General features: G+C 65.1%; 5 protein-coding genes. 1 reads left to right on the top strand and 4 read right to left on the bottom strand.

Annotated elements, in window-relative coordinates; genetic code table 11:
• Window positions 1-2,501 (bottom strand): bifunctional diguanylate cyclase/phosphodiesterase (locus DYI24_RS19655; RefSeq protein WP_164573498.1); only part of this gene is annotated, 2,501 nt, incomplete at its 3' end.
• A gap of 200 nt (window positions 2,502-2,701) precedes the next feature.
• On the bottom strand, window positions 2,702-3,886 hold the full coding sequence (megL, locus tag DYI24_RS19650) for a methionine gamma-lyase (RefSeq protein ID WP_164573497.1): 1,185 nt from the start codon (window positions 3,884-3,886) through the stop codon (window positions 2,702-2,704).
• Between the two features lie 110 nt (window positions 3,887-3,996).
• On the opposite strand from megL, the gene DYI24_RS19645 reads away from it, so the two are divergent.
• Window positions 3,997-4,491 (top strand): Lrp/AsnC family transcriptional regulator, encoded by a 495-nt coding sequence (locus DYI24_RS19645; RefSeq protein WP_164573496.1) that lies wholly within the window; start codon window positions 3,997-3,999, stop codon window positions 4,489-4,491.
• Here DYI24_RS19645 and DYI24_RS19640 read toward each other — a convergent pair.
• Both DYI24_RS19640 and trxC read right to left on the bottom strand, forming a co-directional pair.
• A complete protein-coding gene (locus tag DYI24_RS19640) occupies window positions 4,443-5,243 on the bottom strand; it encodes a 50S ribosomal protein L11 methyltransferase (protein ID WP_164573495.1) in 801 nt (266 codons plus the stop codon). The genes DYI24_RS19645 and DYI24_RS19640 overlap by 49 nt on opposite strands.
• Window positions 5,244-5,350: 107 nt before the next feature.
• Window positions 5,351-5,788 (bottom strand): thioredoxin TrxC, encoded by a 438-nt coding sequence (trxC, locus tag DYI24_RS19635; RefSeq protein ID WP_164573494.1) that lies wholly within the window; start codon window positions 5,786-5,788, stop codon window positions 5,351-5,353.
• Window positions 5,789-5,949: the final 161 nt, after the last annotated feature.

The following is a 5,949-nucleotide window of genomic DNA, read 5'->3' as shown; positions in this document are numbered from 1 at the left end:
CGCTCAATCTCCCCCGCCACCACCACCGCCTCATCCGCTGCGACCGGCCGTGAAAACACGTAGCCCTGCACGAAATCGCAGTCGAAGGCGGTGAGCAGGTCGACTTCGGCGTGTAGTTCGGCGCCTTCGGCGACGACGCTCATGCCGAGGCCGTGCGCCAGCGCGATGATGCCGCCGAGCAGCTTGCATTTCTCCGGCACGGTGGCGATGCCGTCGACGAAGGTGCGGTCGATCTTCAGGCGATTGAACGGCAGGCGTGTCAGATAGCCGAGCGACGAATAGCCGGAGCCGAAATCATCGAGCGCGAGCTGGATGCCGAGCTTCGACAGCGCGGCGAGCGTCGTGCTGACCTTCTGCTTGGTATGATCGACGAACAGGTTCTCGGTCAGCTCCAGGCACAGCAGCTCCGGCGGCAGGCCGGTCTCGGCCAGCACCGTGGCCACCACCTTCTCGAAATCGCCGTTCCAGATCTGCGCCGGAGACACGTTCACCGAGATGGTCCGGGCCGGCAGTCCGGCGTCGAGCCAGCCGCGCATCTGCTTGCAGGCATCGCGCAGCACCCAATGGCCGAGATCGACGATCAGGCCGGTGGTTTCCGCGATCGGAATGAACTCCGCCGGTGAAATCGGTCCGCGCTCGGGATGACTCCATCGCAGCAGCGCCTCGAAGCCGATTACGCGCCCGGTCTTGAGGTCAATCTGTGGCTGGTAGTGCGTATTGAGCCCGCCGCTGTCGACGGCGTGGCGCAGGCGCCGGCCGAGGTCGAGCTTCTGGTCGACCGCCTCGGCATACATCGGCTCGAACAGCTGCGCCCGGCCGCGGCCGGCTTCCTTCGCCATGTAGAGCGCCAGGTCGGCATTGCGCGAGGCCTTCTCGGCCGTGGCGCCATGCTCTGGTAACAGCGCGATGCCGATGGTGGCACCTATGCAGGCTTCGCCTTCGGCGAGCTCGACCGGGACTGATAGTTTGGCGATCAAGCGGTTCGCGAGCGCGGGCGGTGCTTCGCCAGAGGTGGCTGCAGTGCTGATCAACACCGCAAATTCGTCGCCGCCGATCCGGGCAATAAACGCCTGCGGACCCAGCTCCTGCCGCAACACTCTGGCGACGTGAATCAGCAGGCTGTCGCCGGTGGAATGGCCGAGCGAATCGTTGACCTCTTTGAAGCGGTCGAGGTCGATCAGATACAGCGCGTGCTGTCCGTGGTCCGGGATCGGGTTCTCGAACAGATCCGCGAGTTGGCGCTTGTACAGTGCGCGATTAGCAAGGCCGGTCAGCGGGTCCGTATAGGCAAGCTGCTCCAGCCGGCGCTCCGCTTCCTTGCGATCGGTGACGTCTTGCGCGGTGCCGATCAGGCCGATGACCGTCCCGTTCGAAATCTCGGCCTTGCAGATGATGGCCAGATCGCGCGGCGCGCCGTCGGTGTGCAGAATCCGGATGTCGGTGGCTTCCGTCGTGCTGGTGCGAAGGACGCGCTTCTGGATCTTCAGCAGACGGGCGGCATCGTCGCCCAGAAAGTAAGGCTCCGTGCCGTCATAGGTCGGTTCGAACGCATCAGGCTCCAGGCCGAGCAGCTGATAGAGTTCGGGCGACCACACGGTCCGGCCGCTATCCAGCCGATGAGTCCAGGTTCCGATCCGGCCGAGCCGATGCGCCTCTTCCAAGGCTCCGGTGCGCTGGTCGAGCAAGGTTCTGGCGGCCGCGAGCTGGGTGATATCGCTCGCGGTGCCGCGATAACCGAGGAATGTCCCGTCATCGGCAAAGATCGGCTTGCCGCTGGTGGAGATAATGATCCGCGAACCGTCATTGCCCATCGAGGTGTAAACGAAGTCGCGGAACGGCCGATGGGCTTCCATGTCTTCTCGGTGCAGAGCCATGGAGGCTTCTTCTTCGGGTGCGTAGGCAAGCTCCCATCTCGCCCGTCCGCCGGAGGCGACGGTTCGCAGCGCCACATTGCCGTCGAGTGATTTTGGGTAGGGCAGCAACCGATGATCGGAGCCGGACTCCCAACACCAGTCCGACGCGGTACTGACGAAATCTGCCAGCCGCTGTTCGCTCTCGGCTAACTGTCGGAGAGCAGACGTCTCGGGAGTTGCATCCCGGACGATGCCGAACACCCGCTGCACCTGGCCGTTCGCGTCGAACTCCGGTTCGCCGTGCACGACGCAATCGAGCAGACGACCATCGGGCTTGATGAGTTTGGTTTCCACCGCAAACGGCCGGCCCTCCGTCCAGCACGCGGCGTAGTGAGCCTGCAGGATCGCGTGGCTGTCGGTGAGGTCATGGTCGTGAGCCGGTGTGATCGCGACGCAATCGTCGGGCGTTTCGGCGTCGTAGAGGGAAGCGAATTCGGCCGACATCCAGAAGTCGGATGCGGCGGGGCTGTGCGACTCCCAATACGCGGCGCGTGCCATCCGCATCGCGCGGCGCAGCGACCATTCCTGATGCCACCCCCGCGGTTCTCGTGGGTATGGCTGCCGCAATGACACTCCACGAACGGCCATCTCTCACCACCCAAGACGAACCCTCACCAGGGTACAGTCGTAACATGGTGCCGGTCGGCGTCAGAGCGAAAGTTCCAACGAGATCAGAGCGTTCGCTATCGTGGTGTAATTTGCGTGAACCTGACTGGGAACCGGCAGGGCCGGCACGAAGTCGGATCGAAGTTGGAACTCCGGTCCCCGCTTATCGAGGAGCGCGTCGTTTACAACGCGCCCAACAAATCCTGCTTCAGATCCTCATAATCCTCCAGTCCCACCGAGATCCTGATCAGTCCGTCCGTAAATCCGTGCCGCGCGCGTTCGGCCGGATCGTAGGTCGCATGCGTCATGCTGGCGGGATGTTGGATCAGCGTCTCGGCGTCGCCGAGACTCACCGCGCGGGTCGCGAGCTTCACCTTGTCCATGAAACTGCGGCCGGCTGCTAATCCACCTTTGAGTTCCAGCGCGATCATGCCGCCGGGTTGACGCATCTGCTGCTGCGCGAGCTTGCGCTGCGGATGACTGTCGAGGCCGGGGTAGTACACGGCGGCGACGGCCGGATGCGCTTCGAGGTCGTGCGCGAGCCTCAAAGCGGTGGCGCTGTGGCGGTCCATCCGCAGGTTCAGCGTCTTCAGGCCGCGCAGGATCAGGAAGGCATCGAACGCCGAGATGCAGGCGCCGTTCAGTTCCTTGATGCCGACGAAGCGGAGTTGATCGATGATCTCCTTCGGCCCCACCACCGCGCCGGCGAGCAGATCGCCATGACCGCCGAGATATTTGGTGGCCGAGTGAGTGACGAGATCGGCGCCGAGATCGAGCGGGCGCTGCAGATACGGCGTGCAGTAGGTGTTGTCGACGACCAGACGGACGTCGGCGCGCCGGCAGATGTCGGCGCAGGCGGCGATGTCGACCAGCCGCATGTTCGGATTGGTCGGGGTCTCGGTGAACACCAGCCTGGTATTCGGGCGCAGCGCGGCCTGCAGATTGGCCGGATCGGTGAGATCGGCGAACACGACCTCGATGCCGAACCGCGGCAGGTGATGCTCGAACAGCCCAAACGTGCAGCCATACAGCATCTGGTCGGCGACGATGCCGTCGCCCGCTTTCAGCAGTGTCCAGATCAGCGCCGTCAGGGCGCCGACGCCCGAGGCCGTGGCGAGCGCGGCCTCTCCGCCCTCCAGTGCGGCGAGCCGGCTTTCCAGCACCGCCACGGTCGGATTGCCGACCCGCGAATACACGAAGCCTTCGGCCTCGCCGGCGAACCGTGCCGCGCCCTCGGCGGCGCTGGCGAAGGCGTAAGTCGAGGTCAAAAACAGCGGCGGGTTGAGCGCGCCGTGATGCGCCAGCGGGTCGTAGCCGTGGTGGATCGCGGTGGTGGCAAAGCCGGGCGAGCGGGCGGATTCGGTCATGGCGGGGGCTCCTTCGTGGCCAGTATGGCTCGATTTCCGCCACCGAACTTGCCAATCATGCTATGTTGAGCCTTCAAATTAGCAATCTTCGTCACTTCGTTGCGCAGCATATGACCAATCCTGCCAAAAGCGCTCTGGATGCGATTGACCTGAAAATCCTCGCCGAGCTGCAGGCCGACGCCCGGATTCCCAACATCGTGCTGGCCGAGAAGGTCGGGCTGTCGCCGTCGCCGTGCTCGCGGCGGGTCAAGCTGCTGGAGCAGGCCGGGGTGCTGGCGAGCTACCGGGCGCTGGTGGACCGTGCTGCGGTCGGGCTGGCGGTCACGGCGTTTGCGTTCATCCGGGTCGAACGGCATTCCCGCGACAATGCCGACAGCTTCATTGCCGCGGTGCAGATCATGCCGGAGGTGATCGCCTGCCATCTGGTGTCGGGCGACAGCGACTTCCTGCTCGAAGTGGTGGTGCCCGATATCGCCAGCTACGAGGCCACCGTGCTGCGCGGCCTGCTGGCACTGCCGACGGTGCGCGATATCCGCACCTCGTTCGCGATGCGCAGCTACAAGGTCGACGGCCCGCTGCCGCTGCCGGCAGCGCCGACCGGTTGAGGCTCAGCGTCGCGCGGTGACTGCGGCGGCTCACCGGCGTGCAAGCGGAAGATCACGAATTTCTCGATCAGGATCGATTTCTGTTCGATCTGTTGCCACGAGAACCCTGCTTCCTGCGCCCACGCTTTCAGCAGCGGGATGTTGGTGTCGGAGGACAACAGCAGCAGCATCTCGCCGCCGGCCGCGAGATGCCGCCGCGCCGAGCCGAACAGGTCGCGGAGATGGCAGTAACCCGGGCCGGCGACCCAGGCGTGGTCGGCGATATCGACCGGCTCGCCCGCGAACGACGGGGGGCTGGAAATAATCAGGTCGAATCTCTCATCCGGAGTGACGGCCGAGAACAGGTTCGACAGCCGCGCCTCGACGCGATCGGCGACGCCATTCGTGGCGGCGTTGATCCGGGCGGCGTGCACCGCGTTGGGATTGATGTCGAGCGCCACCACCTGGTCGGCGCCGGCAAGCGCGGCCGACAGCGCCAGAATGCCGGACCCGGTGCCGATCTCGACGGCGCGCTTACCCCGCAGGTCGAGCCGCCGCAGATGCGCCGCGAACATGCCGCTGGTGACGAACACGCCGGGATGAAACACCGATGGCGGCACCTCGAGCACAACGTCGCCGACGCGGGTGCGCCGCGTGCGTTTGCTGGAGAGGATGAAGGTGTGAGACGCCCAGTGGACGAATTTGCGGAACAGGGTGCGAGGCAGCGAGTAGCGGTCGGCCGTGGCTGGGCCACGCAGCGCTGAATCCGTCAATGTTTCCCCCCAGCTTCGAGCTTGGTCGGGCGACAACGACGGTCCGGTGCTACCGTTCCTATGTGCGCCGGAGACGATGACGAAGCGATGGGAGATGCAGCGGGCGCTTAGTGCGCGAGCTGCTGCCTCACCCAGCGTACGATCTCTCCCGCCGGCATCGCGCCCGAGGTTCGGGCGCGCTCGCGGCCGTTCTCGAACAGGATCATGGTCGGGATACCCTGAATGCCGAGCCGGCCGGCGATCTGCTGCTCGTTGTCGGAGTTCAGCTTGATCAGCCTGACGTTCGGCTCCAGCTCATGCGCCGCCTGCTCATAAGCCGGCGCCATCGCCCGGCACGGCCCGCACCACGGCGCCCAGACATCGACCAGCACCGGCACGCTGCTACGCGATACCTGCTTGTCGAACAATTCACCGCTGACGTCGGCCGGATGGCCCTCGAATAGCTTATGACCGCACTTGCCGCATTTGCCATCCAGCGCCGGCCGCTGCTCCGGCAACCGATTGACTCCGCCGCAATGCGTGCACACCACGAGATGGTCGGACATGGTCGGATCTCCTCGATCGATTATCTAGGCGTTCCCTTCGTCATTGCGAGGAGGCGAAGCCGACGAAGCAATCCAGCGGCTCCGTGCACGGGGCCCCTGGATTGCTTCGCTGCGCTCGCAATGACGGGAAGAGCTACGGCACCAGCACGGCCGACCCGAGC

The organism is Rhodopseudomonas sp. BR0C11 (assembly GCF_010820945.1).
GTDB classification, from domain to species: Bacteria; Pseudomonadota; Alphaproteobacteria; order Rhizobiales; family Xanthobacteraceae; genus Rhodopseudomonas; species Rhodopseudomonas palustris_H.
Note: the sequence above shows the minus strand (reverse complement) of the source record. Positions and strands in the feature narration are given on the sequence as shown.